The sequence below is a fragment of the Nocardia sp. IFM 10818 genome (assembly GCF_054655275.1).
Window position 1 is genome coordinate 3,683,810 of the sequence record NZ_BAAHJH010000001.1, and the last position, 25,322, is coordinate 3,709,131.

Annotated in this window: 18 protein-coding genes and 3 pseudogenes; 8 read left to right on the plus strand and 13 right to left on the minus strand. The window is 69.0% G+C overall.

Going from position 1 to position 25,322, the window contains the following annotated elements; all coding sequences use genetic code 11:
* Window positions 1-39 precede the first annotated feature (39 nt).
* The 3 genes and pseudogenes from ACYQ5L_RS16805 to ACYQ5L_RS16815 all read left to right on the plus strand — a co-directional run.
* Window positions 40-11,244, plus strand: a pseudogene (locus tag ACYQ5L_RS16805) (SDR family NAD(P)-dependent oxidoreductase); the annotation flags it as partial.
* Window positions 11,245-11,455: 211 nt separating this feature from the next.
* Complete coding sequence (locus ACYQ5L_RS16810) at window positions 11,456-11,695, plus strand: hypothetical protein (RefSeq protein ID WP_459958635.1); 240 nt, start codon at window positions 11,456-11,458, stop codon at window positions 11,693-11,695.
* A 24-nt stretch (window positions 11,696-11,719) separates the two neighbouring features.
* Window positions 11,720-12,541, plus strand: a complete 822-nt coding sequence (locus ACYQ5L_RS16815) for a hypothetical protein (protein ID WP_459958636.1) — start codon at window positions 11,720-11,722, stop codon at window positions 12,539-12,541.
* A 185-nt stretch (window positions 12,542-12,726) separates the two neighbouring features.
* Here the strand turns inward: ACYQ5L_RS16815 and ACYQ5L_RS16820 are convergent, their stop codons facing one another.
* The 3 genes from ACYQ5L_RS16820 to ACYQ5L_RS16830 form a co-directional block, all read right to left on the minus strand.
* A complete protein-coding gene (locus tag ACYQ5L_RS16820) occupies window positions 12,727-13,467 on the minus strand; it encodes a dienelactone hydrolase family protein (protein ID WP_459958637.1) in 741 nt (246 codons plus the stop codon).
* Between the two features lie 217 nt (window positions 13,468-13,684).
* Window positions 13,685-14,452 carry an MFS transporter gene (locus tag ACYQ5L_RS16825; protein WP_459958638.1) on the minus strand — a complete coding sequence of 256 codons (768 nt, stop codon included), beginning with the start codon at window positions 14,450-14,452 and terminating at the stop codon, window positions 13,685-13,687.
* 146 nt (window positions 14,453-14,598) lie between these two features.
* A complete protein-coding gene (locus tag ACYQ5L_RS16830) occupies window positions 14,599-15,138 on the minus strand; it encodes an RBBP9/YdeN family alpha/beta hydrolase (RefSeq protein WP_459958639.1) in 540 nt (179 codons plus the stop codon).
* Window positions 15,139-15,290: 152 nt separating this feature from the next.
* Between ACYQ5L_RS16830 and ACYQ5L_RS16835 the strand changes: the two genes are divergently transcribed.
* Window positions 15,291-15,755 carry a hypothetical protein gene (locus tag ACYQ5L_RS16835; RefSeq protein ID WP_459958640.1) on the plus strand — a complete coding sequence of 155 codons (465 nt, stop codon included), beginning with the start codon at window positions 15,291-15,293 and terminating at the stop codon, window positions 15,753-15,755.
* 57 nt (window positions 15,756-15,812) lie between these two features.
* On the opposite strand, the gene ACYQ5L_RS16840 is transcribed toward ACYQ5L_RS16835, so the two are convergent.
* From ACYQ5L_RS16840 to ACYQ5L_RS16855, 4 genes and pseudogenes are all read right to left on the minus strand, one after another.
* Window positions 15,813-16,217 (minus strand): arsenate reductase ArsC, encoded by a 405-nt coding sequence (locus ACYQ5L_RS16840; RefSeq protein WP_459963445.1) that lies wholly within the window; start codon window positions 16,215-16,217, stop codon window positions 15,813-15,815.
* Between the two features lie 24 nt (window positions 16,218-16,241).
* Window positions 16,242-16,949, minus strand: a pseudogene (locus ACYQ5L_RS16845) (aquaporin); the annotation flags it as partial.
* Window positions 16,946-17,320, minus strand: coding sequence for an ArsR/SmtB family transcription factor (locus ACYQ5L_RS16850; protein ID WP_459958641.1), 375 nt, complete (start codon window positions 17,318-17,320; stop codon window positions 16,946-16,948). The gene ACYQ5L_RS16850 and the pseudogene ACYQ5L_RS16845, both read right to left, overlap by 4 nt.
* A gap of 80 nt (window positions 17,321-17,400) precedes the next feature.
* Window positions 17,401-18,264 (minus strand): helix-turn-helix domain-containing GNAT family N-acetyltransferase, encoded by an 864-nt coding sequence (locus tag ACYQ5L_RS16855; RefSeq protein WP_459958642.1) that lies wholly within the window; start codon window positions 18,262-18,264, stop codon window positions 17,401-17,403.
* 100 nt (window positions 18,265-18,364) lie between these two features.
* On the opposite strand from ACYQ5L_RS16855, the gene ACYQ5L_RS16860 reads away from it, so the two are divergent.
* Entirely contained in the window at window positions 18,365-19,714 is a 1,350-nt protein-coding gene (locus ACYQ5L_RS16860) for an NAD(P)-binding domain-containing protein (protein WP_459958643.1), read from the plus strand.
* Between the two features lie 71 nt (window positions 19,715-19,785).
* Here the strand turns inward: ACYQ5L_RS16860 and ACYQ5L_RS16865 are convergent, their stop codons facing one another.
* The 5 genes and pseudogenes from ACYQ5L_RS16865 to ACYQ5L_RS16885 all read right to left on the minus strand — a co-directional run bounded on the left by ACYQ5L_RS16865 (window position 19,786) and on the right by ACYQ5L_RS16885 (window position 23,081).
* The gene (locus tag ACYQ5L_RS16865; protein WP_459958644.1) at window positions 19,786-20,544 is read right to left on the minus strand and encodes a thioesterase II family protein; all 759 of its coding nucleotides are present in this window, start codon (window positions 20,542-20,544) and stop codon (window positions 19,786-19,788) included.
* A gap of 233 nt (window positions 20,545-20,777) precedes the next feature.
* The gene (locus ACYQ5L_RS16870; protein WP_459958645.1) at window positions 20,778-21,353 is read right to left on the minus strand and encodes a TerD family protein; all 576 of its coding nucleotides are present in this window, start codon (window positions 21,351-21,353) and stop codon (window positions 20,778-20,780) included.
* 194 nt (window positions 21,354-21,547) lie between these two features.
* Window positions 21,548-22,228, minus strand: a pseudogene (locus ACYQ5L_RS16875) (phosphoenolpyruvate carboxykinase (GTP)); the annotation flags it as partial.
* Window positions 22,229-22,325: 97 nt separating this feature from the next.
* Complete coding sequence (locus ACYQ5L_RS16880) at window positions 22,326-22,655, minus strand: ArsR/SmtB family transcription factor (RefSeq protein WP_459958646.1); 330 nt, start codon at window positions 22,653-22,655, stop codon at window positions 22,326-22,328.
* Between the two features lie 78 nt (window positions 22,656-22,733).
* The gene (locus ACYQ5L_RS16885; RefSeq protein ID WP_459958647.1) at window positions 22,734-23,081 is read right to left on the minus strand and encodes a DUF190 domain-containing protein; all 348 of its coding nucleotides are present in this window, start codon (window positions 23,079-23,081) and stop codon (window positions 22,734-22,736) included.
* Here ACYQ5L_RS16885 and ACYQ5L_RS16890 point away from each other — a divergent pair.
* On the plus strand, window positions 23,041-24,102 hold the full coding sequence (locus ACYQ5L_RS16890; RefSeq protein WP_459958648.1) for an alpha/beta hydrolase: 1,062 nt from the start codon (window positions 23,041-23,043) through the stop codon (window positions 24,100-24,102). The two genes, ACYQ5L_RS16885 and ACYQ5L_RS16890, sit on opposite strands and share 41 nt — an antisense overlap.
* Window positions 24,103-24,106: 4 nt before the next feature.
* Here the strand turns inward: ACYQ5L_RS16890 and ACYQ5L_RS16895 are convergent, their stop codons facing one another.
* Window positions 24,107-24,361, minus strand: coding sequence for a hypothetical protein (locus ACYQ5L_RS16895; RefSeq protein ID WP_459958649.1), 255 nt, complete (start codon window positions 24,359-24,361; stop codon window positions 24,107-24,109).
* 67 nt (window positions 24,362-24,428) lie between these two features.
* Here ACYQ5L_RS16895 and ACYQ5L_RS16900 point away from each other — a divergent pair, with 67 nt between their 5' ends.
* Both ACYQ5L_RS16900 and ACYQ5L_RS16905 read left to right on the plus strand, forming a co-directional pair.
* On the plus strand, window positions 24,429-24,659 hold the full coding sequence (locus ACYQ5L_RS16900; protein ID WP_459958650.1) for a hypothetical protein: 231 nt from the start codon (window positions 24,429-24,431) through the stop codon (window positions 24,657-24,659).
* Window positions 24,660-24,730: 71 nt separating this feature from the next.
* Entirely contained in the window at window positions 24,731-25,315 is a 585-nt protein-coding gene (locus ACYQ5L_RS16905; RefSeq protein WP_459958651.1) for a DUF4126 domain-containing protein, read from the plus strand.
* The last annotated feature ends 7 nt before the right edge of the window (window positions 25,316-25,322 follow it).

The window sequence follows — 25,322 nt, forward strand, 5'->3', positions numbered from 1 at the left end:
GGAGTTCCACCCATGGCCGACAACGATGAGCTGCGCCGGTATCTGAAGAAGACCGCGAAAGAGCTCTACGAGACCAAACAGCAACTGCGTGCGCTCACCGACCGATCGCGGGAGCCGATCGCCATCGTCGGCATGGCGTGCCGCTATCCCGGTGGGGTGCGCTCGCCGGAGGATCTGTGGCGCACCACGGCCGAGGGTGTGGATGCCATCGGCGGCTACCCGGCCGATCGAGGGTGGGATCTGGACCGGCTGTTCGATCCGGATCCGGATGTGCCGGGGGGCATCTACACCCGGGACGGTGGATTCCTCGATGCCATCGGCGAATTCGACGCGGCCTTCTTCGGGATCGGCCCGCGTGAGGCCGCGGCCATGGATCCGCAGCAGCGGCTGATGCTGGAGGCGACCTGGCAGGCGCTCGAGGACGCGGGCATCGACCCGGTGTCCTTGCGCGGCAGCGACACCGGTGTTTTCGCGGGAGTCATCCACCAGAACTACGGCCCCCGCATCGGCGGGCCGAATATCAGCGCCGAGACCGAAGGCCATGCCTACCTGGGTGTGTCGAACGCGGTGCTGTCCGGCCGGATCGCCTACAGCTTCGGATTCCAGGGCCCGGCCCTGTCGGTCGACACCGCCTGCTCGTCGTCGCTGGTGGCATTGCATCTGGCGTGCCACGCACTGCGACAGGGCGATACGTCCCTCGCGCTCGCGGGCGGCGTGACCGTCATGTCGGATCCATCGCTGCTGATCGCCTTCGCACGCCAGCGCGCCTTGTCGCCGGACGCGCGGTGTAAGGCCTTCGCGGCAGCCGCGGACGGGACCGGATTCTCCGAGGGGCTCGGCGTGCTGGTGCTGGAGCGATTGTCCGACGCTCAGCGGCTGGGTCACACCGTGCTGGCGGTGATTCGTGGCAGTGCGGTCAATCAGGATGGTGCGAGCAACGGCCTGACCGCGCCCAACGGCCCCTCGCAGGAGCGCGTGATCGCGGCCGCGCTGGCGAATGCCGGTCTGGCCCCGTCGGATATCGACGCGGTGGAGGCGCACGGCACCGGCACCATGCTCGGCGATCCCATCGAGGCGCGGGCACTGATCAGCGCGTACGGCACGCGGCGGGAGAGCGGCCCGCTGCGCGTGGGATCGTTGAAGTCGAACATCGGTCACACCTCGGCCGCCGCGGGTGTCGGCGGTGTGATCAAGATGGTGCAGGCCATGCGCCACGGCGTGCTGCCCAAGACCTTGCACGTGGATGCGCCGACCCCGCATGTGGATTGGTCGGCGGGCACGGTGCGGCTGCTGCAGGACAGCGAGCCGTGGCCGGCGGGGGAGCGGGTCCGGCGGGCCGGGGTGTCGTCGTTCGGCGCCAGCGGCACCAATGCCCACCTCATCCTCGAAGAAGCGCCCGCTGCACCGGTCGCCGAAGCACCCGCCGCCCCAGCGCCTGCCGCCCCAGCGCCTGCCGCGCCTGCCGCCCCAGCGCCTGCCGCGCCTGCCGCCCCAGCGCCTGCCGCTCCTGCCGCCCCAGCGCCTGCTGCCGCCTCGGCGCCTGCCGCACCTGCCGCCTCAACACCTGCTGCGCTTTCCGCCTCAGCTCCTGTCGCTCCTGTCGCGTCAACACGGGGCGCATCTGTCGACTCAGCGCCTGCCGCATCTGTCGCCGGAGGAGCGGTCGCATCTGTTGCCGGAGCGTCGGTCGCGCCTGTTGCCGGAGAGCCAGTTGCGCCTGTCACCGGACCGGCTGACGCACCCGCCGCCGGGCCCGTTGCCGGGGCCGAACCGGCTGCGGCTGCGAAAACCGTTGCTGTCGATATCATTCCGCTGCTGATATCGGCGAAGTCCGAGGAAGCGCTGCGTGCTCAGGCGGATCGGCTGCGGCAGTGGTTGATCGCCGATCCCGAGGCCGATGTGTGGGATACGGCCTACTCTCTGGTGACGTCGCGGGCTCAGTTGGACCGGCGCGGTGTGGTTGTCGGGAGTGACCGGGACGAGTTGCTGTCCGGGCTGGCCGATCTGGCCGCGGGTGCGCGGGGCGCGATCGAAGGGCATGCCGGTTCCGATCGGACGGCCATTCTGTTCACGGGCCAAGGCGCGCAGCGCGCGGGCATGGGTGCGGGTCTGTACGAGGCGTTCCCGGTGTTCGCGGCGGCAATGGATGAGATCTGCGCGCAGTTCGATCCGCTGCTGGGCCGGTCGCTGAAGGACCTGATGTTCGCCGACGCCGAGGGCGTACTGGATCGGACCGAGTTCACTCAGCCCGCGTTGTTCGCGTTCGAGGTGGCGCTGTACCGACTGCTCGAATCCTTCGGTGTCACACCGGATGTAGTGATCGGCCACTCGATCGGTGAGCTGGCCGCAGCGTATGTGGCGGGAGTGTGGTCGCTCCCGGATGCCTGCACGCTGGTGGCAGCGAGGGGCCGGTTGATGGGCGCGCTGCCGGTGGGCGGCGCCATGCTCGCGGTGGCGGTCGGTGAAGACCGAGCGGCCACAATCATCGCCGCTTTCGCCGACCGCGTATCGATCGCGGCGGTGAACGGTCCGTCGTCGACGGTGCTGTCCGGCGACGCTGACGTCATCGACGAGATCGAGCAGCAACTGTCCGCCGCAGGCGTGAAGACGAATCGCCTGCGGGTCAGCCATGCGTTCCATTCGGCGCGCATGGATCCGATGCTGGCCGAGTTCCGTGCGGTGGCCAGCGGCATCGAGTTCCGTGCGCCGCGTAAGCCGATCGTGTCCAACGTGTCCGGTGAGCTCGCCGGAAACGCGGTGACCGATCCGGAGTACTGGGTGCGGCAGCTGCGCGGTTGCGTCCGGTTCGCGCCGGGCGTGGACACGCTGGTCGCCAGCGGTGTGCGACGATTCGTCGAGGTCGGCCCCGACGCGGTGCTGGCGGCGATGACGCGCGGCGTGCTGGCCGAGAACCCGGAGATCGAGTCGGCGTCCTCGGTGGCGGCGGCGTCGCGGCGGTCGGTCGACGAGGTCGAGCAGTTCGCTGCGTCCTTGGCGCAGGTGCATGTCGCGGGTGCGCGAGTGGACTGGGCTTCGTGGTTCGCGGGCCGCGCACTGCGCCGGGTTCCATTGCCCACCTACGCCTTCCAGCGTCGCCGCTTCTGGTTGGCGGGCGCGTCCGACGCGCCGCAGTCGTCCGCGGACCACCCCATCCTGACCGGCGTGGTCGGGCTCGCCGCCAGCGACGAGTGGCTGCTGACCGGCCGGTTCTCGCTGCGGACCCATCCGTGGATCGCCGACCACATGACCTACGGCGTGGTCGTCGTGCCCAGCGCGACCTTCATCGAGTTCCTCCTCGTCGCGGGCCGCCGGATCGGTTGCGGTGCGGTCGAGGAACTCACCCTGCAAGCGCCGATCCTGCCGACCACCGACGACGAGGTCGAGCTCCAGGTGCTGGTGCAGGCGGCCGACGAGTCCGGGCGGCGTCCGTTCGAGTTCTACTTCCGCACCTCCTCCGACGCCGAATGGATCCACAACGCCACCGGTGTGCTCGCGGCCGGGGCGCAAGGCGATGCGACGCTGCTGGCGCGCTTGCGGGACGCGCAATGGCCACCGGCCGCCGCCGAAGTCCTCGACAGCGAGCGACTTCCGGAGCGGATCGCCCACCTCGCCGGGCTCGAGTACGGGCCGGCGTTCATCGGAGTGCGCGCCGCCTGGCGGAGCGAGGACGCCGTCTTCTCCGAGATCGCCCTGAACACCGAGGCCGCGCCCGAGCCGGGACGGCACGTCCTGCACCCGGCCCTGCTGGATATGGTCATGCACGCGGGATTCGCCGGATTGCTGTGGCGCGACGCGGATTCCGATCCCGACAGCGGCAGATTGCTGTTCCGTTGGGGCGGCGCACGATTCCACGAGCCGGCCACCGAGGACGGGCAGTGGCCGTCCGAGGTGACCTCGTTGCGAGTCATCGCGGTCGCGTCCGGGCCCGAGACGATTTCGGTCGCGACCGTCGATCCGGACGGCAATCCGATCGTGTCGGTCGACGCGGTGGTGATGCGACCCTACGACGTGAAGGAATTCCGGAGCAGCCTCGTCGGTGACACGGCGGGTCTCTACCGGGTTCACTGGGAACCCACCACCGAGCCGATCACGGGAACCGGCCGCCCCGCACCGTCCCTGGCGGTACTCGGGGACGCGACGGTGGCAGGAATCGGCACGAACTATGCGTCGGTCGCCGATGTCGTTGCGGCCGAGGATATTCCCGCGGCACTGGTGTGGCGGGCGACCGAACCTTTCGCAGCAGGTTCGGCCGTCGCAGGCCCCGAATCGGTACGAGCCGGCGTGCAGGGCGCATTGGCGACGGTGCAGTCCCTGCTCGCCGAGCAACGCCTGTCCGGCGTCCGGTTGGTCGCGGTGACAACCGGCGCCGCCGGACTCCCCGATGAGGCTGCGAACCCGGCCGCGGCGGCGGTCTCGGGATTGCTGCGCAGCGCACAGTCCGAACACCCGGACCGATTCGTCCTCGTCGACGAGGATCCGGCCCGGCCGCTCGACGCCGATCGCATCGCGGCGGTGCTGCGATCGGGGGAGCCGCAGACTGCCGTCCGGGGAGCGGAGATTCTGGTTCCCCGAATGGTGCGCGCCTCCGCGGACTCGGGCCCAACGAAACCGACGTCGCCGGTGGGCGCTGTAACGCGGCCGTCGCTGGCGGACGGGACCGTGCTGATCACGGGCGGTACGGGCGGGTTGGGTGCGCTTTTCGCCCGGCATCTCGTCGCCGAACACGGTGTGCGCAATCTGCTGCTGACCTCGCGCCGGGGACCGGAATCACCCGGAGCCGCCGAACTGGTCGCCGAATTGGCGCGGGCCGGGGCCGAGGCGCGCATCGTCGCGTGCGATGTCACCGACCGCACCGCGGTCCGAAACCTCTTGGAGACAATCGATCCCGCCGCCCCACTGACCGCGGTCGTGCACACCGCGGGAATCCTGGACGACGGCACCATCACCTCGCTGACCGCCGAGCAGCTGGATCGGGTGCTCGCGCCGAAGGTCGACGGAGCCTGGCATCTGGACGAGCTGACCCGCGACATGAATCTGTCCGCGTTCGTCGTGTTCTCGTCGATCGCGACAGTGCTGGGATCCTCGGGGCAGGGCAATTACGCTGCCGCGAACGGTTTCCTGGACGCCCTCGCACACCAGCGGCGGGCCGCCGGGCAGGCCGCCACGTCGCTCGCGTGGGGGCCGTGGAACCAGGGCAGCGGCATGACCGGTGGTCTCGACCGCGCCGCCCTCGCCCGATGGAATCGCCTGGGCCTGAGCCCGCTCGAAAACGGTGAAGGCACAAGACTGTTCGATGAGGCGCTCGCACACACGGACGCCCGGCCGGCACCCATCCGGTTCGACGCGACTGTCCTGCGCCGCGAGTCCGACGCCGACACCGTCCCGGCGGTCCTGCGCGGCTTCGTGCGCCGCCCGGCCCGCCCGGCCCAACCCGCGGCCGGCGCCGCGGCGACGGGCACGCTGGCCGCGCGGCTGGCAGGTGTGCCCCAAGCCCGGCGTGGCGAACTGGTGCTGGAGCTCGTGCTCACCGAGGCCGCGGCGGTGCTGGGCCACGATTCGTCCGCCGATATCCGGCCCGGGCGGCGCTTCGACGAAATCGGTTTCGACTCCCTCGGCGGCGTGGAATTCCGCAACCGGCTCGGCAAGGCCACCGGCCTGCACCTGCCCTCGACCCTGGTGTTCGACTACCCGACCCCGGCGGCGGTCGCGAAACTGGTGCAATCCCGCGTCGAGCCGACGGTCGGCGAACCCGTCCAGAAGACCGCACGCCGCACCCGGGCCGACGAGCCGATCGCCATTGTGGGCATGGCCTGCAAATTCCCCGGCGGCGTCGAATCACCGGAACAGCTCTGGGATCTCGTCGCCTCCGGCACCGACGCCACCGGCGACTTCCCGACCGATCGCGGCTGGGACCTGGAGCGCCTGTTCGACGAGAACCCGGACAAGCCCGGTACCGTCTACACCCGTCGTGGCGGATTCCTCTACGACGCGGGCGATTTCGACCCGGCCTTCTTCGGTATCGGCCCCCGCGAGGCCTCCGCCATGGACCCGCAGCAACGGCTGCTGCTGGAGGTGTCCTGGGAAGCCCTGGAAGACGCGGGCATCGATCCGGCGTCACTGCGCGGCAGCGACGCCGGGGTGTACGTCGGCGCGGGCTACTCGGGCTATGTCGACCGGGTCGCCGGAGACCTGGAGGGCTACCGGCTCACCGGCACCACCAGCAGCGTCATGTCGGGTCGCGTGGCCTACGTCCTGGGCCTGGAAGGCCCGGCGGTCACCGTCGACACCGCCTGCTCGTCCTCGCTGGTCTCCCTGCACCTGGCCTGCCAGGCGCTGCGCCAAGGGGAGAGTTCGCTCGCCCTGGCCAGCGGTGTGACGGTGGCGGCCAGCCCGTACCTGTACGTGGATTTCGCACGGCAGCGCGGTCTTTCGCCCGATGGACGGTGCAAGGCGTTCTCCGCCTCGGCCGATGGCGTCGCCTTCGCCGAGGGCGTCGGCGTGCTGGTGCTCGAGCGGCTCTCCGACGCCCGCCGCCTGGGCCACAACATTCTCGCCCTCGTGCGCGGGACCGCGGTGAACCAGGACGGCGCGAGCAATGGCCTGACCGCGCCCAACGGTCCCTCCCAGGAGCGGGTGATCGCGGCCGCGCTGGCCAATGCCGGTCTGGAGCCGTCGGACATCGACGCGGTGGAAGCCCACGGCACCGGCACGACACTGGGCGATCCCATCGAAGCCCAGGCGCTCATCGCGGCGTACGGGCAGAACCGTGCCGACCGGCCGCTGCGCATCGGATCGATCAAGTCGAATATCGGCCACACGGTGGCGGCGGCCGGTGTCGGCGGCGTGATCAAGATGGTGCAGGCGCTGCGCCACGAAACCCTGCCCAAGACACTGCATGTCGACGCACCGAGCCCGCACGTGGACTGGTCCGCGGGTGATGTCGAGCTATTGACCGAGGCGCAGCCGTGGCCGGCCGGCGGACGGGTCCGCCGCGCGGGCGTGTCGTCGTTCGGTGTCAGCGGCACCAATGCGCACGCGATCCTCGAAGAAGCGCCCGCCCCGGCGGCGGTTGTCTCGGCACCGGCGGCCGATCGCCCCGCCCCGGTCCTACCGATGCTGGTCTCCGCCAAGAACGACACCGCCCTCCGGGCACAGGCGGCGAACCTGCGGCAGTGGCTCGCCGAACACCCCGACGCCGATCCGGCGGATGTGGCGTACTCGCTCATGACAACCCGCGCGCAGCACGAGGTGCGTGCCGTCGTGCTGGGCGGCGATCGCGACGAACTGCTGGCGCGCCTGGCGCAACTGGCCGCCGGATCCGCTACTGCCGGAGTGGTTTCCGGCACGGTCGGCTCCGGGAAGACCGCCTTCCTGTTCACCGGTCAGGGCGCACAGCGAGTGGGAATGGGCGCGGGCCTGTCCGAGTCCTTCCCGGTATTCGCCGCGGCGCTGGAAGAGATGTGCGCGCAATTCGATCCGCTGCTCGAATGCTCCTTGAAGCAAGCGATGTTCACCGGACACCTGCTCGACGATCAGGGAGTCGCCGCGGACACCGGGATGCTGGATCGGACACGGCTGACCCAGCCCGCGCTGTTCGCCTTCGAAGTGGCGCTGTACCGGCTGCTGGAGTCGTTCGGCGTCGTCCCGGATGTGGTGATCGGGCATTCGATCGGTGAACTGGCCGCGGCACACGTGGCCGGCGTGTGGTCACTCGAAGACGCCTGCCGGCTGGTCGCGGCCCGCGGGCGGCTGATGGAGGCGCTGCCGGAAGGCGGCGCGATGCTCGCGGTCGCCGCGTCCGAGACCGAGATCGAGGCGGCGATGGCCGGACTCGGGGATCGGGTGTCGGTGGCAGCGGTGAATGCCCCTGGGGCCGTAGTGGTCTCGGGTGACGAGGACCTCGTCGGCGCGATCGAGCGGCGGTTCGCCGAGCAGGGCCGCAAGACGAGCCGATTGCGGGTGTCGCACGCGTTCCATTCCCACCGGATGGAGCCCATGCTCGCCGAATTCGAGACCGTGGCGGGGAGCGTGGCCTACCACGCCCCACGGATTCCGTTGGTATCCAACCTCTCCGGCCGGATCGCCCAGGACGAGATCCTGGACCCGGCGTACTGGGTGTCACAGGTGCGCGGCGCGGTGCGTTTCGCGCCCGGCGTCGAGTCGCTGGCGGCCTCGGGCGTGCGCCGGTTCCTGGAAATCGGACCCGACGCGGTGCTGGCGGCGCTGACCCGGCAGACCCTGCCCGCGGATATCGAGGCGCGCTCGGTGGTCGCCGCGGCCGCCCGCCGCGATCACGACGAGGTCGGACAGTTCCTGACCATGCTCGGCCAGGCGCACACCGCCGGTCTGGCCATCGATTGGTCGCCGCTGTTCACCGACCGCCGGATGACACGAGTCTCCTTGCCCACCTATGCCTTCGAACACCGGCGGTACTGGCTGGAACCCGCCCTCACAGACTCCGGGCACACCGGTTCGGACCACGCGCTGCTCACCGATGTGGTGCGGGTGGCCGAGCGCGACGAGTGGTTGTTCACCGGGCGGCTCGCGCTGCGCACCCATCCCTGGATCGCCGACCACACCACCTACGGCGTGGTGGTCGTCCCGAGCGCCGCGCTCATGGAGATGCTGCTGGTCGCGGGCCGGCGAATCGGCTGCGAGGTCGTCGAGGAGTTCATCCTCGAAGCGCCGATCCTGCCGCCGCCGGACGGCGCCGTCGAACTCCAGGTCCTGGTGCGCGAACCGGATTCCACCGGACGCCGATCGTTCACGTTCTACTACCGCCTCACCGGCGACAGCGCGGGCATCGAGTGGACGCGCAATGCCAGTGGCGTCCTGAGCGGCCGGCCATTGGTCGACATCGGGCTCATGGATATGCTGCGCACCGCACCGTGGCCGCCGGTCGAGGGCGAACCGGTGGACACCGACTGGATTCCGGCGCACGCGACGCGCGTCTCCGGACTGGCCTACGGTCCCTCGTTCCTCGGCGTCGATGCCGCCTGGCACAGCGGCGGCACGACGTTCTCCGAAATCACCCTGAACCCGGAAGTCCCGGCCGACGGGTTCCAGCTGCATCCCGGACTGTTCGACATGGTGATGCACGCCGGGCTCGTCACCTTGATCTGGCCCGATCTCGGCAGCAATCCGGCCGAGGGCAAACTCTTGTTCCGCTGGGGCGCAACGCAATTCCACACCACATCCAGGGTCACCAGCCTGCGGGTGATGGCCGTCCAGCGCAGCAGCGAGGCCATTGCCGTCGTGGCCGTCGACCAGGACGGAAACCCGGTGGTGTCCATCGACGAAGTGGTCATGCGCTCCTACGACGTCCAGCAGTTCCGCGCCACGCTCTCGGGCGGACGGGCGGCACGGTACGGGTTGCGCTGGGCCGCAGTCGACCTGGCAGGCGGACTCCCGGTGACCGGGAGCATGGCCGTGCTCGGAACCGCGCGTGTGGCCGGAATCGACCAGCGGTACCAGGATCTGGCGGCACTCGCCGCGGCGGCGACCGTTCCGGAGATCGTGGTGTGGACCGAACCCGGTGCACTGCAGGATGGTTCGCGATCATCCGCGAGCGATCGGGTGAAGACCGCGCTCCACACGGTGCGAGATTGGCTCGCCGACGACCGATTCGCGCGGTCACAGCTGGTCGTGGTGACCGCGCGGGCGGCGGCGCTGCCCGATGCGGCGCCGGATACCGCGGCGGCCGCGGTCGCGGGACTGATCAAGAGCGCTCAAACCGAATACCCGGGCCGGATAGTGTTGCTCGACGGCGACGAATCCGAGGGAACCCGCATCTCCGCCGACTCGATCCGCGCGGCGATCGCCACCGGAGAGCCGCAGCTCGCGCTGCGGGGTGACCGCGCCCTGACCCCACGACTGGAGGCGGTGACATCCACTGCCGTGGAACAGGTCTCGTTCGGGTCCGGAACCGTGCTGGTCACCGGCGGCACCGGGGGATTGGGCTCGCTGGTGGCCCGGCGCCTGGTCGCCGACCACGGTGTGCGGCGGCTGCTGCTGGTGTCGCGCCGCGGCGAGCGAGCCGACGGCGCACCGGATCTCGCGGCGGAGCTGTCCGGCCTCGGCGCCGAGGTGAGCATCGCCGCCTGCGATGTCACCGACCGCGACGCACTCCGCGATCTGCTGTCGGGCCTGCCCGCCGAGGCTCCGCTCACCGGTGTCGTGCACACCGCGGGCGTGCTCGACGACGGCACCTTCCACACGCTCACCGACGCGCAGGTCGATCGGGTGTTCGCGCCCAAGGCCGATGCGGCCCGGCACCTGCACGAGCTCACCCGCGACCTGAATCTGTCCGCGTTCGTGCTGTTCTCGTCGATCGCCGGACTGATCGGTTCGGCCGGGCAGGCGAATTACGCTGCCGCGAACAGCTTCCTGGACGCTCTCGCCCTGCAGCGCCGGGCCGAAGGCCTACCGGCGCTGGCCCTGGCCTGGGGTCCGTGGCAGCGGGACCTCGGCATGACCGGCGCATTGGATCGCACCGCCATGAGCCGGTTGGAGCGACTGGGCATGGCCCCGCTCGACCGCGCCGACGGCCTGCGATTGTTCGACGAATCGCTCACCACGGCGGAACCGGTGTCGGCGCTGCTGCACCTGGACACCGACAAGCTGCGCATGGAAGCGCACGGCGGCCTGGTCCCCGCGGTGTTGCGCGGATTCGTTCGGGCGCCCGGCCGCTCGGCCACGACATCGGCCGCCGAACCGGCTCTCGGAGAACGGCTGCACGGCGTGGCGGAGGCCGAGCGCCGGGGCGTGGTCCTGGACCTGGTGCGCGAACACGCGGCGGCGGTGCTGGGCTACGAGTCGATCGACGACATCGGACCCGATCGCGGCTTCGACGAACTCGGCTTCGATTCCCTCGGCGGAGTGGAATTCCGGAACCGGTTGGCGAAGGCGACGGGCCTGTCGCTGCCCTCGACCCTGGTGTTCGACTACCCCAATGGGGGCGAGGTCGCCGGCTACCTGCTGGCGCAGACCGTGGTGACCGCGCCCGCGCAATCGACGCCGGCGGCCGCGGCGCCCGCCGACATCGCGCAGCTCGAGGCGCTGCTCGAACGCATCATCGCCACTGCCGGCGACAGCGACGAAACCGTCGCCGGACTGCGGGGCGTCAACGAGCGCCTGCGCGCCTACCTGGGGGGCCAATGGTCGGAGGGCGAGTTCGACGACCTCGAATTCACCTCCGACAGTGAACTTTTGGATCTGATCGACGAGGAGTTCGGCCCAGCATGAGCAACCCCGGCACCGGCAACGAGGAACGTCTCAGCCGGTATCCGCGGAAGGTGACCGTCCGAACTGATGCCTGCGCGGAGGAAACGCTCGATGTACGAAACTGAAGCCTGCCTCGAAGACGTGCGCAACGTCTTGGTCGCGCCTGCGGCGTTGCGGGACAGCGAATTGTCGGGGACTTCTTCGGGTCCGCGATCACGCCGGAGGAATTGGCATGCCCGTCAACGGCATCATGGCCTTCTGCACCTTCTACGACGGCCTCGACAAGCTGCGGCCCCTGACCGGCGACGCCTTCGACTACGGCGTGCAGCGCATCAGCGGACTGACCGAACTTCGCTTCCGCCTCAAGGATTCGGTCGAAGAGCGCGACAGCCGCACGCTCCCTGCACAATTCGACTTGACCCTCTATCCCGGCTCCGTCTTCTTCATGCCGCTGTCCACCAATCGCCTGTAGACCCACGAGATCCGGCCCTCGACATTGGACGCCGAACTGCTGCCGACCCGCCTCGGATACGTGGTGCGCTGCTCCAACACAGAAGCCGTCCACAAGGACGGCCAGACCTTCCTCGCCAGGAACGGAGACCTGGTGCAGCTCGGGCCGCCCACCCCGGACCTGGGAAAAGGCCGCCGAGGCGCCACCCTCACCAAACCCGATGCGGCAGGCCGCATACCCCTCGTCCGCACCACCACCCGATACCGCAACCCACCCCAGCCCTTCCGCGCCATCCACGAGCGCCCGGCCCACCGGATCCGAACGCAAGCCGGACTCCCACTCGCCTTCAACAACGCTCTACTCGAGACCTACACGAACGCCTACACCACCATGGGCAGCCATTCCGACCAGGCCCTGGACCTGGCCGACGAATCGTTCATCGCCCTCTTCTCCTGCTACCGGCACCCAGAAGCCACCCCACCAAGAATGCTGATCGTCGAACCAAAGGGCTTCCCGGAAAGATTCGAATTCCCCCTGACCCACCACAGCGTCGTCACATTCTCCGTCGCCTCGAACCGCCGACTCATACACAAGATCGTCCTACCCACCCCCGCCCACCTCCCGGACAACCAATGGCTGGGCATAACCTTCCGAACATCGAAAACCCTCCTCCACTTCCACGAAGGCCACCCCTACCTCCCCCAGGGCCCCCGCCTCACCCTCGCCGACGACGACCAGCAACGCGAGTTCTACCAACTCCGGCGCCGCGAGAACAACGAAACAAACTTCACCTACCCCCCGCTCACCTACACCGTCAGCGAAAGCGACCTGATACCACCCGCCCGATCCCGCCCGCTCCTGCCGTAACGACCCCGTGATTCCGAATCAACCGCATCCCAATTTGAAACACCATCGACCGGGAACTGATGGCGGCTCCTTCTCGGACTTCGCCGCCATCAGTTCCCGGTCGCTGTCGTTTCACATGCCGGAGGTCCCGGCCGCCCGGCTGTGGTTGTCGTATGTGCCTGGCGGAGGCCGACAGCGGGCCGGAATCACTTCAGGTGCCGGGTGAAGAACCGGCCCGCTTCCTCGCCTGCGTGTTGCGGGACGCCGGTATGCCCGCCCATGTTGGCGTTGAGCGTCTTCTCCTTGGAACCGAAGGCGTCGAACAGGTCGAGAGACCGCTGCCGGTCGTTTCCTTCGTCGTCCCACTGCAGCAGAACATGCAGCGGGATGGTGACCTGGCGGGCCTGTTCGAGGATGGCGCGAGGGACGAAGCTGCCCGCGAACAGGACGGCGGCGGAGATGCGTGGCTCGACCACCGCGAGGCGGGTGCCGACGGAGATCACCCCGCCCGAATATCCGACCGGACCGCCGATCTCGGGCAGCGCGAGGAGGGCGTCGAGGGTGGCCTGCCATTCCGGGACCGCCTGGTCGACCAGTGGGAGGATAAGGCGATCGATGATGTCGTCGGTGACCGGTTCAGCGGCGGCCAGCGCGCGGCGCAGGTCGGCGCCGGCCTGATCGGCGGCGGCGGAACGGGGTCGTTCACCGCTGCCGGGGAGTTCGATGGTGGCCGCGGCGAAGCCCCCGGCCACGGCGTAGCGGGCCCTGGCCAGCAATCGCGGGTACATCGTGCGCAGTCCGAGACCGCCGGGCTGGCCGAGCAGAATCAGCGGCACCGGTGCGGATGTGGACGCGGGTGTCCACAGGATGCCGGGGACCTCGCCGAGGGTGAATGCGCGCTCGAGCAGGCTGCCGTCATCGAGGCGCTGTTCGGAAGTGAAGTGCATGGTCGTGCCTTTCGGGAGTGCGGTAGAACGGCGCTCCCGGACGACCTATCGCCCGACCGTGACCCCGCAGGGGAGCACCCACGTCGATACTGCGTTCACGGGTACCACCTCCTCGGTCTTGCACGGCCTCCGGCACGGTAGCAGCGGCCGTCGCGGTTCGACAACAGGTTTTGCGGTGGCCCCGTGGCAGGACGCACGCGACTCGGCCCGCGCATGCTCAGGTGGCGGCGTGGTCGAGCCGGACATGACGGAAGCCGGAGACAGTCAATGACAGTGCTGCCAGAACGAGACCTGCGACGGCCGTCCACAGGGCGGCACGGGTCCCCGCCCAGGCGGCGAGCAGACCACCGAGCGGGGCGCCGATCACTATGGCGCCGCGGTTGAGGGAGCGGATGGTCGCGCTCGTTCGGCCCAGCAGCCGGTCCGGTGTGATCGATTGCTGGTAACTCATCTCGAGCGGGCTGTCGATGCCGACGGAAAGCCAGAAGACGAACTGTGCCGCACACAGGAGGGTGAAGCCAGCGGTTCCACTGTGCGCCAAGGGAATCACCTGCCCGCCGACCTGAGCGACCGCCGCGGACTGCTCGAGCCGCGCATTGGCCTGTACCAGTAGCGATCTGGGAACCAGTCCCGGCAGGAACGACCGATGGGCCGCGTCGTAGACCAACGACACCAGCCCGACAGCCAGCACGAGCACGATCAGTATCCGGACCGTCAGCACCTGAGTGAGGACCAGGAGCGGAATGAGGGCCAGCAGCACCGCGCGGGCGAGGTCCGCGCCCACCAGAATCGGCTTGCGCCGGCACCGATCGACGAAGACCCCGGCGAGCAGCCCGAACAGCAAGTAGGGCAACCAGTGTGCCGCCCGCAGAATCCCGAGTTCGAAGGCCGACGCGCCGAGCGTCAGCACCGCGAGCAACTGCAAAGCCTGCGCCGTGACATAGGTCCCGAACATCGACACCGAATCCGCGAACCAGAACAACACGAAGTTCCGCGACGAGCACAGCGTACGCGCGCGTGTCGCCCCCGGATCGGTTTGAAACACCATCGACCGGGAACTGGTGGCGGCCCCTTCTCGGGCTTTGCCGCCACCAGTTCCCGGTCGACGTCGTTTCACATGCCTGCGCGGGATCACGAGGGGCACGAGGCCGGATCGGCGAGCAATTCGGCGAGGAGGACTTCGCCTTCGGGCCAGGGGCCGTGGGCCCCGGTGAGATGTCCGACGGCGCCGATGTCGACCAGGCGTGCGCCCCAGGAGGCCGCGAGGGACGCCGCCCGGCCGGGCGTCATCCACCGGTCATCGCGACTGGCCGCCAGGATCGAGGGAAAGGGAAGCGCCACACGGGGAATCGGATCGAACCCGCGAACCTCCGGCTCGGGATTCTCCTCCACGTCCGCCGGCGTCACCAGCAGCGCGCCGCGCACCGGCCGATTGCCGCCGGCGCCGACCCAGTGCGCGATCGTCAGGCAGCCGAGGCTGTGGCCGACCAGCACCGGCGGCCGGCGACACCGCCCGATTGCCTCATCCAACCGAGCCACCCACGCCCCGCGCCGGGGCTTGTCCCAGTCATCCTGCGCCACCCGGACCGCATCGGGAAGGCGCTCGCACCAGATCGACTGCCAATCCTGCGGCTCCGGTCCATACCAGCCGTCCACGAACAACACCGTCATGAACGCCAGTGTGGCACTACACGTTTGGGGTCGCACTCAACTCGAACCAGCCCGGCGCCCCCAGCGGAGTCCGGCGATTGCGGGCAGTCCGAACCGGCGAGTCGTAGCGTCTCCGCAGTCCTGCCCGCTGCCACTGGCCTAGGTTGCAGTACATGTCCCGATACCAGGTCTTTCGTGCAGCGCACATCGCGGGCCATGTCGCGTGGTGGGCCTTCGTCGTGGCAACCATGCTGGCGGGAGGCATTACCTGGCTCGGTGACGATGTGCAGGACGACTTCGGGTGGACGGCCTACACGCCCCTGTCCGATCAGCCGCGCCGGTACGCGGACTACCTGCCGTCGAACGGGTTCGACGCCATGGGCGCCGTCTCGCTGACCGCGTTCTGCCTGCTGGTGCTGGCGGCGATCGCCGCGGCTGTCACGGCCGGGCGGCTGGCCGCCGGAATCGTCACCGTGGCAGTGCCATTCGCGGCCGGGGCGCTCATCTGGCTCGCGCTGCCACGCGGGCACTCGGGCTTCTCCCTCCAACCCGTTGCCACTCTGGTGGTGATCCTCATGGCAGTCGCGATCCGCGAGGTGTGGGAATGGAGGCTCGCACGCACGGCCGCACGCACATGACCGGCCGCGCAGGGTTCGAAGGAAATAGGCGCAAGGACCGGCCGGGCGACAGCGAGCTCACCTGGGCACGAGTTCCTTGATGAGATGTTCGACGCGGGTGCGGATTTCGTCGCGGATGGGGCGTACGGCGTCGAGGCCCTTGCCCGCCGGGTCGTCGAGTTGCCAGTCGCGGTAGTCGACGCCGGGGAAGTAGGGGCAGGTGTCGCCGCAGCCCATGGTGATGACGACGGTGGAGGATTCGACGGTGTCGGGGGTGAGGATTTTCGGGGTTTGGGCGGTGATGTCGATGCCGAGTTCGGCCATGGCTTGGACTGCGGCGGGGTTGAGGGTGTCGGCGGGGGCGGATCCGGCGGAGCGGACTTCGATGGCGTCGCCGGCGAGGTGGGTGAGGAAACCCTGGGCCATTTGTGAGCGGCCGGCATTGTGGACGCAGACGAACAGGACGCTGGGCTTGGAGTCCATGGGTGGGTGAACACCTTTCCGGGGGTGGGGGACGACGACCTGGTCGGCGATTTCGGCGGGGTGGGGGTAGAGGACCGTGATCAATGCGAGTCCGGCTGCGGCGCCGAGGATTTGGGCGGCGATGAAGGCGGGGGCGCTGGCGGGGGCGATACCGGCGAAGGTGTCGGAGAAGATGCGGCCGAGGGTGACGGCGGGGTTGGCGAAGCTGGTGGAGCTGGTGAACCAGTAGGCGGCGCCGATATAGGCGGCGACCGCGGCGGCGGAGAGGGCGGCCCGGCCGCTGCGGGCGAGGGCGAAGATGACCGCGATCAGGCCGGCGGTGGCGACGATTTCGCCGATGAGGTGGCCGGTGGTGATGCGGTCGTGGGCGGAGATCTGCCAGGCCGGCAGATCGAACATCGCATTGGCCAGGATCGCGCCGGTGACGCCGCCGCCGATCTGGGCGCATGTGTACGCGGCTACCTCGGGCAAGGTGAGTCCGGTGCCGTGGCGACGGCCGGCCCACCAGTCGGCCGCGGAGACAACCGGATTGAAATGCGCGCCGGAGACCGGGCCGAGGACCAGGATCAGCACGCCGAGTCCGAGCACGGTGGCGGTGGAGTTCTCCAGCAGCTGCACCCCGGTATCGCCGGGCGAGAGTTGCCCGGCGGCAATGCCGGAGCCGACGACAATGGCGACGAGCGCGGCCGTGCCGACGAATTCGGCCAGCAGGCGGCGGGGGAGGGCGATCACGAGACCGACTCGACGGCAGCGTAATCCAGCAGCTGCGACAAGCTCGCGAGGGTGGAGGGCACGAGCCGGTAGTACACCCACGAACCCCGGCGTTCACTGGTCAGCAGTCCGGCTTCGCGCAGCACCTTCAAATGGTGGGAGATGGTCGGCTGGGAGACGTCGAAGCCCTCGGAGATATCGCAGACGCAGGCTTCCCGCCCGGCGCGGCCGGCAATGATCGAGAGCAGCCGCAGCCGGACCGGATCGGCCAGCGCCTTGAGCGTGGCCGCCAGGGCGACGGCCTGCGGCTCGGTCAACGGCTCGCCGATCACGGCGGTCGGCTCGCAGTCCCGCGCGGTCACGTCCGTCAACGGCAGCTCTGATTTAGACACGCATCGATATTGATGGATATCGAATCAGCAGGCAAGCAAACATCCGGTGAACGGCCCGGCGAGCGACCCGCGGCCCGGGATCAGGCGCAGCCCGCGCCCCGGCGTTCCAGTAGCACGGTGTCGCGCCATTGCCCGTCGAGCCGGGCGATGCGTTCCCGCACGCCGACGGTGCGGAACCCGGCCGAATGATGCAGCGCGATGCTCGCCCGGTTCTCCGGGAAGATCGAATTCTGCAGCGTCCACAGCCCGTCCCGATCGGCCGCGAGGACCTGGGTGCGCAGCAGGGCCTTGCCGACCCCGCGGCCGCGCATGCCCGCGGCGACGTAGACCGAGGTCTCGGCGACCCCGCGATAGCACTCGCGCGCGGAAGCCGCTGTGGCCGCGGCCCATCCGACGACCCGGCCGTCGATCTCGGCGACCCACCGGTGCCCGGCCAGCCATGTGGCATCGAGTTGGTCGCGGGCGGGGACCTCGGTTTCGAAGGTGGCGTTGCCGGTGGCGATGCCCTCGCCGTAGATGCGCAGCACCGCCTCCCAATCGTCGTCGGCCAGCGCCCGGACGGTGACATCGTCGGGGATGTCGGCGGGGCAGCACGGCTGCGGCGGCAGCACTCCCATGACGACGTCGGCCGCGTGCGGCAGTCCGGTGCAGCACGCGGGGTTGATCGCGACGATCGTGCTGGTGCGGTCCTTGTGGATCGTCACGAATCCGACATCGGCCAGCTTGCGCACATGGTGCGATACCGTCGGCTGCCCGACCCCGAGGGCGTCGGCGATCTCGCCGATGGTCGTACCGGCGGGCTGGGCGGCGACGTGGTGCAGCAGCCGCACCCGGGTGGGGTCGGCCAGGCAGGCGAACCAGCTCGCATAGGTGGTCGCATCCGCGATCGGGAGGGCGTTCACGCGGTGCTCGGTCCGGACGACCGGCATGTCCAGCGACGTCATGATCCCACTATATCGATATTCGTCGATGCTTGCTTTCATCGACGTTCGTCGATACAGTTCTGGGCATTAAATCGATGAGTATCGATGAAAGGATGTCCCGATGAACGAGTTGCCCGTCGTCGTGGTCGGCGCCGGACCGATCGGCCTGGCCGCCGCGACCGAACTGCGCGAACGCGGCCTGACGCCGGTGGTGTTCGAGCGCGGCGCCACCGCCGGCGCCGCGGTCGCGGAATGGAATCACGTGCGGCTGTTCTCCCGCTGGGGCGAGCTGATCGCACCCGCCGCGCGACGGCTGCTCGAATCCGCCGGATGGGTTGCACCCCGGGCTGATTCGTATCCGACCGGCGGTGAGTGGGCCGCGGACTACCTGGCGCCACTGGCGAAGGCCCTGGGCGAGGACGTCGTGCGCCTCGGGGTGGAGGTCACCGGCATCTCGCGGCGCGGCCGCGACCGGGTCGTCGACGCCGGGCGGGACAGCGAACCGTTCACCGTGCGCGTGCGCCACGCCGACGGCCGCGAGGAACGCCTGCTCGCCCGCGCTGTCATCGACGCCTCGGGCACCTGGGGCGGACCCAATCCGCTCGGCGGCGACGGCCTGCCCGCGCTCGGCGAAACCGCTGCGGCACAGGCGATCTCCTACCGCGTCCCCGATCTCGACGACGAGCGGGTCCGTGCCCGCTACGCCGGCGCGCACACCGTGATCGCGGGCAGCGGGCATTCGGCGCTCACCGCCATCGTGGCGCTGGCGGGCCTGGCCGAACAGGCCCCCGGCACTCGCATCACCTGGGTGCTGCGGCGCGGTGAGGTCGGCAATACCTTCGGCGGCGGCGACGCCGATCAGCTGCCCGCGCGCGGCGCGCTGGGTCTGCGCGCCAAGGCGGCGCTCGATCGGGGACTGCTCCAGGTGGTGACCGGATTCCGCACCGCCGCGGTCGAATCCGGTGACGACGGTCGTGTCGCGCTGGTTTCGGAGGCGGGCGCCCGCATCGAGGGCGTGGATGCGGTGGTGACCCTGACCGGGTTCCGTCCGCAGCTGACGTGGCTGTCGGAGATCCGCCTCGGCCTGGACCCGGTCCTGCAGGCTCCCGTGCGCCTGGCCCCGCTCATCGACCCGAACGTGCACTCCTGCGGCACCGTGTATCCGCACGGCGTGACCGAACTGTCCCACCCCGAACCCGGGTTCTACCTGGCCGGGATGAAGAGCTACGGCCGCGCCCCGACCTTCCTCGCCCTGACCGGATACGAGCAGGTCCGCAGCATCGCCGCCGAACTGGCCGGCGACCACGAATCCGCGACGCGGGTGGAATTGACCCTGCCCGAAACCGGGGTCTGCGGCGGCGCGGGCGTGTTCGACGAGCCCGGCACCACCGCCGAGGAGGCGGGCGGCTGCTGCGGCGGTTCCGCTGCGCCGCAACTGATCACCCTCGGATCGGTATCCGGCACGAACTGATTCACCGCCGTACCCACCGCGAAACCGCCGCGCAGGCCGACTCGCTCACCCGAGTCGGCCTGCGCCGGTTACTAATTCAACAGCGCCTGCGCGCTGTGATCGCGGATCACCTGGGCTACCGGGTGGGCGTTCGCGTCCAGGAAGAAGTGGCCGCCGGGGAAGGATTTCGCGGCGAAGGACCCCGAAGTGTGTGCGGCCCAGCCCTCGATCTGCGCGAAGCTCGCGTCGGGGTCGCGGTCGCCGACCAGGGCGACGATCGGGGTGCCGACCAGCGCGCCGGTGCTGCATTCGTAGGTTTCGATGGCCCGGTAGTCGTTCCTGACGATCGACAGAATCAACTGCCGGAATTCCGGGTCCTCGAGCAAACCCGGTGGGGTGCCGCCGAATTCCAGCAGGTGCCCGGCGAGTTCCCGATCGCTCAGCAGGTGCATTCGGATCTCGGGCAACCCGGCCGATGGCGCGCGCCGTCCCGAGGCGAACAGAACCCGTGGGCTCGCGCCGAATTCCCGCTCGAGTCGCCGGCAGGTCTCGAAAGCCACGACCGATCCCATGCTGTGGCCGAACAAGGAGAATTCCCCGGCGTCCCCGAGGGCTTCGTTCAATTCGGGCAGCAAGCCGTCGACGAGGTCCGCGATATTCCCCACGAGCGGTTCGCGCCGCCTGTCCTGTCGCCCCGGATATTGGACGGCGAGCACCTCGTGGTCCGGCCCGACGGCTGCGGCCAAGGGGCCGTACGAGATTGCGGAGCCGCCGGCGTGCGGGAAGCACACCAGCGTGTGAGCGCCATCGCTCGATGCGGGGGACAGGCGACGTAGCCAGCTGTTACCCATGAAGCGTATTGAGCCTTTCGTTCACGGACCGGGCGCATGATGCGCGGATACATCGGCCACCACCTTCGCAAGCGGCGAAGGGCACTCGATGTCGCAACAAGGGCATCCACGGTCATGGATGCTGCCGAATTGCTCGAATAGATTCGTCTGCGCCGACACCCCCAACAACACCGCGTCGGCCCCCCGACTGCCCGCTCTGCCTCCTACCCCGGAGCGGGCAGTCACCTCGCCGGTCAGATATTGACGCCGTAATCGCGGGCGATCCCCGCCAGACCCGCGGCGTAACCCTGCCCGATCGCGCGGAACTTCCATTCCGCGCCATTGCGATACAGTTCGCCGAACACCATCGCCGTCTCGGTGGAGGCATCCTCGGTGAGGTCGTAGCGCGCCAATTCGGCGCCATTGCTGCGATCCACGACGCGGATGAAGGCATTGCGCACCTGGCCGAAGGACTGCTGACGCGCCTGCGCATCGTGAATGGAGACGGGGAAGAAGATATTGGTGATGGTCGGCGGCGTATTGGCCAGATCGACATTGATCACCTCGTCGTCGCCCTCGCCCTCACCGGTGAGATTGTCCCCGGTGTGTTCGATGCTCCCCTCGGGCGACTTCAGGTTGTTGTAGAACACGAAATGCTGGTCCGACAACACCTTCTGATCCGGTCCGCACGCCAGCGCGCTGGCATCGAGATCGAAATCGGTCCCGGTGGTGGACCGCACATCCCAGCCGAGCCCGACCGCCACCGCGGTCAGATTCGGCGCCTGCTTCGACAGCGAAACATTCCCGCCCTTGGCCAGACTGACACCCATAACCATTCCCTCCTGATCAACAATCGAGCCGGCCCCGCGGCAGCGGCCGGCCATTCCGCCCTCGACTGTAGTAGCCCCACCGCCCGCGGCCACCGCAGTTACTCGCCGCCCAGGCGAGTTGCTAATGTTAGCAATCAGGTCATACGGACAACCCGGGTGCGCGGGCCGGGATCAAGGTGCCGAGCCTGGTGGGTCTTGCCCAGCAGCGCGTTCCCGCCGTAACCCGAACCGTAGGACCAGATCTCGCGGCGCTCGGGGAAGTGGGAGATGTACTTGGTCTTGTCGCACGGCCACGGCACATCCTGCTGGCCGGGGCTCAGCGGTGCGCCCACCGAATGCAGGCACTTCACGAATTCGGTGTCGTCGGTGAGCTTCTCCCACACCTGGGCGCCGGACCGGGTCATGATCTGCATCGACACCGCGACGTATTCCGAATCGGTGATCTGCACACCGTATTTGGGATCCTCCGCATCCACCGGCCCCATGCAGAACGCGATCACGTACATGGCGCGACCGGCCATGGAACCCCGGTAGTGCTCGGTCATGACCGTGCGCATGTCCACCGGATCCACCCAGTTGTTGGTCGGCCCGGCGTCGCCGCGCTCCTCCGAGCAGATGAAGGTCCGATCCTCCACCCGCGCCACATCCTCGGGATCGGAGACGCACCAGAAGGAGTTCGGTTTGGCCTGTAGCGGCACGAACGTGCCCTTCGCGACCAGATCCTCGGTGAGTCGATCCCACTCCTCGCGGGAGCCGTCGCAGTAGACGATCCGCTCCGGCGCGGTGAGTTCGGCGACCTCGGCGACCCAAGCCAGGATGCCCTTGTGGTCGGTCGGCGCCAGCGCGATCCCGGCGGTGGTGGGGTCATCGGTCACGACTGCATTCTCCTTCGCAGAAACACTAGGTATTGAGTTTAGAAAATCTGCAACTAGCAGGCGCACGCGCACCCCGCATAGCAGGTTCGAGATCCGGTTACGCGGGCTCTTCGAGCGCTTCGACCTGGCCCGCGACGACGCTGGTGAGGATGATGCGCGCCGTCGCCAGCAGCTCCGCGACCTTGGGGGAGGTCAGCTCATAGGTGACCGAGAGCCCCTCGCGCCGCGCGGTGACCAGCCCGGCACGCCGCAGAATCGACAGCTGCTGCGACAGATTCGCCGCCTCCACCCCGATCTCGGTCAGCATCTCGGATACGGCATGCTCCCGCTGACTGAGCAACTCGAGCACGCGAATACGCACGGGGTGTCCGAGCGTCTTGAAGAAGTCGGCCTTCATCTGATAGAGCGGCCGCTGCATCCCTGGCATCCGAGCCGCTCCTTCCGCTGATGGCGGAATCCTGCCGACGGCCGCCGTATTGATTGCAGAGTTTAGCAAACAGCGCAATCACTCGTCGGCGCGCTGCCCGGCGACGTAGCGGATGACCTCGACGGGGTCGAGCAGGACCAGCCCTTCGATGCCGAGTTCGTCGAGTTGGGGCAGGAATTCGCGGATGCGCCGCTCATCATCGACGATGACGATGGCGACCGGCAGGTCCTGCGACAGCGACAGCAGTCGGCTGGTGTGGATGAGAGAGGTGGCGCCGTAGCCTTCCACGCCATGGAAGACCGACGCCCCCGCCAGCCCCGCGCGGTGGGCGCGATGCACGATCTCCGCCGAGAGCGGTTTGTGATGCCAGGTGTCGCTGTCGCCGATGAAGATCGTCAGCCGTAACGCACTACCCGCCAATCGCATCGAAGCTCACCCTTCCCGTAGTTCGGGTAACGCCGTGCCTTCATGGTCCCAGAAGGGTTGGCGGCCGTCCGGTGTGGGTAAAGAACTGAGCGTCTGTCGTCGTTCGATCTCGGGGGGACCGGTGTCCGATCTTGCTGGCAATAATCATGAAAATTCCACCGCCGCTCCCACATTCGTCTTCGTGCACGGATTGACGAGCAACAGCTTCTACTGGGCGCCGGTGGTTCGCGAACTGGCTCTGCTCGGGCACCGCAGCCTGCCGGTGGATCTGCCCGGACACGGGCTCGGCGCCTCGTTTCCGCTGTCCTACCAGGCGCAGGACATGGCCGCCTTCGCCGCCGGGCCGTCGCCGATGTCCGCGATCACGGTGCAGGACAACGTCGCCCACGTCATCGACGTCGTGCGACAGGTACGTGCCCATGGCCCGGTCATCCTGGTCGGCCACAGCCTCGGCGGCATTACGATCGGCCTGGTCGGCAATGCCATCCCCGAGGCCATCCACCGCATCGTCTACCTCTCCGCCTTCTGCCCCGCCACCCCGGAAGCGCCCAGCGCCATGGCCCTGAGCCAGACTCCCGAAGCCTCGAAAGACGTCCCCACCCCGAACCCGGACCACTCCCTGTTCCTGGGTATGGAGCCGGTCTCGCGCGGCCTCATCCGCTTCAACCTCCGCTCGGCCGACCCCGAAGCCCTCGAGGACTTCCGCCGCACCAACATGCCCGAAGCCACCCTCGAACAGATGCTCCCCCTCCTCAACTTCGGCATGCAACCCGAGGACGCCGCCCACACCAGCTTCGCCGACGCCCGAGTCGACCCCGCCACCTGGGGCCGCATCCCCCGCACCTACATCCGCCTGACCCTCGACAACGTCATCTCCCCGGCCCTCGCCGCCAAAATGATCACCGACGCCGACCACCTCACCCCGGACAACCCCTTCGACGTCCACACCCTGCCGGCCGGCCACGTAGGCGTAATCCTCCAGTCCCGCGAACTGGCCGCCATCCTCGCCGGCCTCACCTGAGCTTTCATGCACAGCATCTGTATGCGATCGCTGTGATCGCGGCGGATTCCCCCGGCGCGGGCGGCGTCGTCGTGGGCTCTGCGAGAACATCCGGCGGGCACGGCACCGGTTCGCAGGAGTCGAAAATTTCCGGGTGCTCGAACAACCACGCCAAACCCCACAGCAGCGCCGCCAGCAGCAGAACCGACACGAACGCAATTCGGAACTTCACCATCCGCATGCTAGTGCGCGACGGGCAGCCGCCCGTCTTGTCGCCCACCTGCGGCGCGACTCCCACCGTCTCCTCTACCGTGGCCTGAGGACGCGGTAGGAATCGGGGTGCGGACATGATGCGAAGGACGATGGCCAGAGAGCTCTACCGGGACGAGATCGATCGGTACGAACCGGTCGGGACGATCGAATTGGCGCTCAACCGGTTCGGCGCCGCCGATATCCACAGCGCCATCGACGAGGTGGCCCGCGCCGCCGCGGAACTGGGCGGCGAGTGCTTCTGGGTATCCGAGAGCCTGGGCGATCGGATTGTCGCCGAGGTGTTCCGGCGGCCGCGCATGCGCTGACAGCGACCCGGGAAACCGGTCGCCCGGGTTCAATGCCGGGTCGGAGCCGGCTGGGGCGGCAGACTGGTCGTATGGAGATCACAGCGGCGGTCGGGGCGGTGCTCGGGGCGTTCGGGTTGTCGGGGGCGGCGGGGCTCAATGCCTGGTTGCCGCTGCTGGTGGTGGGGGTCGCGGACCGGGTCGGGTGGATCGATCTGGGCAGCTCGTACGGGTGGCTGTCGTCTACTCCGGCATTGATCGTTATCGGGGTGGTATTCCTGCTCGACCTCGTGGGGGACAAGATTCCGGCGTTGGATTCGGCGCTGCACGGCATCGGGACGCTGGTGGCGCCCGCCTCCGGTGCGATTCTGTTCGCGGCTGAGACCAGCCTGTCGGCGCAGTTGCCGCCCGCGGTCGCCGCGATTCTCGGCGCCGTCACCGCGGGCAGTGTGCACGCCGGCCGGGCGGTGGCGCGGCCGGTCGTCACGGGAACGACTGCGGGCGTGGGCAATCCGGTGGTCTCGACGGCCGAGGACGGCACCTCGCTCGCGCTCACGATCCTGGCGCTGGCGGTGCCGGTGGTGGCGTTCGTGGTGATCGTGGTCTTGCTGATCGGCCTGGGCTGGTTGGCATTTCGGGCGGCTCGATGGCTGCGTGGTGGGCGCGAGCGCGGGTAGTTCGGGA

Excerpts from the sequence above, each read along its gene's own strand:
- ACYQ5L_RS16820 (WP_459958637.1), bottom strand. The coding sequence starts at position 13,467 with ATGCACTTCACTTCCGAACAGCGCCTCGATGACGGCAGCCTGCTCGAG.
- ACYQ5L_RS16865 (WP_459958644.1), bottom strand. The coding sequence starts at position 20,544 with ATGGGTAACAGCTGGCTACGTCGCCTGTCCCCCGCATCGAGCGATGGC.
- ACYQ5L_RS16810 (WP_459958635.1), top strand. The coding sequence starts at position 11,456 with ATGCCCGTCAACGGCATCATGGCCTTCTGCACCTTCTACGACGGCCTC.
- ACYQ5L_RS16890 (WP_459958648.1), top strand. The coding sequence starts at position 23,041 with ATGAAGATCGTCAGCCGTAACGCACTACCCGCCAATCGCATCGAAGCT.
- ACYQ5L_RS16830 (WP_459958639.1), bottom strand. The coding sequence starts at position 15,138 with ATGACGGTGTTGTTCGTGGACGGCTGGTATGGACCGGAGCCGCAGGAT.
- ACYQ5L_RS16880 (WP_459958646.1), bottom strand. The coding sequence starts at position 22,655 with ATGCCAGGGATGCAGCGGCCGCTCTATCAGATGAAGGCCGACTTCTTC.
- ACYQ5L_RS16885 (WP_459958647.1), bottom strand. The coding sequence starts at position 23,081 with ATGCGATTGGCGGGTAGTGCGTTACGGCTGACGATCTTCATCGGCGAC.
- ACYQ5L_RS16860 (WP_459958643.1), top strand. The coding sequence starts at position 18,365 with ATGAACGAGTTGCCCGTCGTCGTGGTCGGCGCCGGACCGATCGGCCTG.
- ACYQ5L_RS16840 (WP_459963445.1), bottom strand. The coding sequence starts at position 16,217 with ATGGACTCCAAGCCCAGCGTCCTGTTCGTCTGCGTCCACAATGCCGGC.
- ACYQ5L_RS16835 (WP_459958640.1), top strand. The coding sequence starts at position 15,291 with ATGTCCCGATACCAGGTCTTTCGTGCAGCGCACATCGCGGGCCATGTC.
- ACYQ5L_RS16855 (WP_459958642.1), bottom strand. The coding sequence starts at position 18,264 with ATGACGTCGCTGGACATGCCGGTCGTCCGGACCGAGCACCGCGTGAAC.
- ACYQ5L_RS16900 (WP_459958650.1), top strand. The coding sequence starts at position 24,429 with ATGATGCGAAGGACGATGGCCAGAGAGCTCTACCGGGACGAGATCGAT.
- ACYQ5L_RS16870 (WP_459958645.1), bottom strand. The coding sequence starts at position 21,353 with ATGGGTGTCAGTCTGGCCAAGGGCGGGAATGTTTCGCTGTCGAAGCAG.
- ACYQ5L_RS16905 (WP_459958651.1), top strand. The coding sequence starts at position 24,731 with ATGGAGATCACAGCGGCGGTCGGGGCGGTGCTCGGGGCGTTCGGGTTG.